This is a genomic window from Verminephrobacter aporrectodeae subsp. tuberculatae At4 (assembly GCF_000193225.1).
In the GTDB taxonomy this organism is placed as follows: domain Bacteria; phylum Pseudomonadota; class Gammaproteobacteria; order Burkholderiales; family Burkholderiaceae_C; genus Acidovorax; species Acidovorax aporrectodeae.
Genome location: NZ_AFAL01000575.1, coordinates 1 through 699, shown reverse-complemented (window position 1 = coordinate 699; position 699 = coordinate 1). Strand labels below are relative to the sequence as shown.

General features: G+C 61.1%; 1 protein-coding gene. It reads right to left on the bottom strand.

What is annotated here, in order from left to right; all coding sequences use genetic code 11:
- Positions 1 to 675, bottom strand: a 675-nt coding sequence (locus VTU_RS28230) for an Ig-like domain-containing protein (RefSeq protein WP_138927951.1), incomplete at its 3' end; no start/stop codon positions are given.
- Between the last annotated feature and the right edge of the window lie 24 nt (positions 676 to 699).

The following is a 699-nucleotide window of genomic DNA, read 5'->3' as shown; positions in this document are numbered from 1 at the left end:
CAGGGGCCGTATGGTGTCGGAAACGAAATACCGGGACCATCCGATGCCGGATCCCTGATGGCCATCCGCGTCGGTCACGTGGGCAAGGTCCAGAAAGATTCGGTTGTCGGAATTCTCCACGAGATATCCCGTCCCCAGCGTGGCGTAGAAATGCTTGGCATTGTCGGGGTCCCTGCTCAGGCTGCCAACCCAATCCAGAGCCCGTGGCAGCACCACGTCGCTGAGGGTGAAACTCGACTCCAACGGCCATCCGTTGAACTCGAAATGCACCACGAGGTCCACGCCCTTGCGCAGAACATCGCCTCTGAACCAAATGTTCACGGAAGTGACGGTCGTGGTCTGCATGCTGCTGGCGGATTCGGTGGTGCGCACCTGGAAGTTGGAGCCGGTGACGCGGCCTGTGCCGGCGTTGCCTGCGAGGTCGCGCACGGTGCCCATGTCCACGCTGATGGTGTTGGTGGTGTCGCTGACGTTGGCCGTGGGCGTGAAGATCGCGGTCCAGGTTTTGCCGTCTTGGTTGCGCGTGAGCGCGCTCAGCGTGCCATGGGCGTTGCTCAAGTCGATTTGGTCGACGGTGAAGTTGGCGATGGCCTCGTCGAAGAGGAACGTGACGGTGGCGGTTTCGCCCGCGCCCAGGTAGCTGTCGGAGACCGTGATGATTCTGAGATGGGGCAATATGTTGTCGAAAGCAAACTCTGC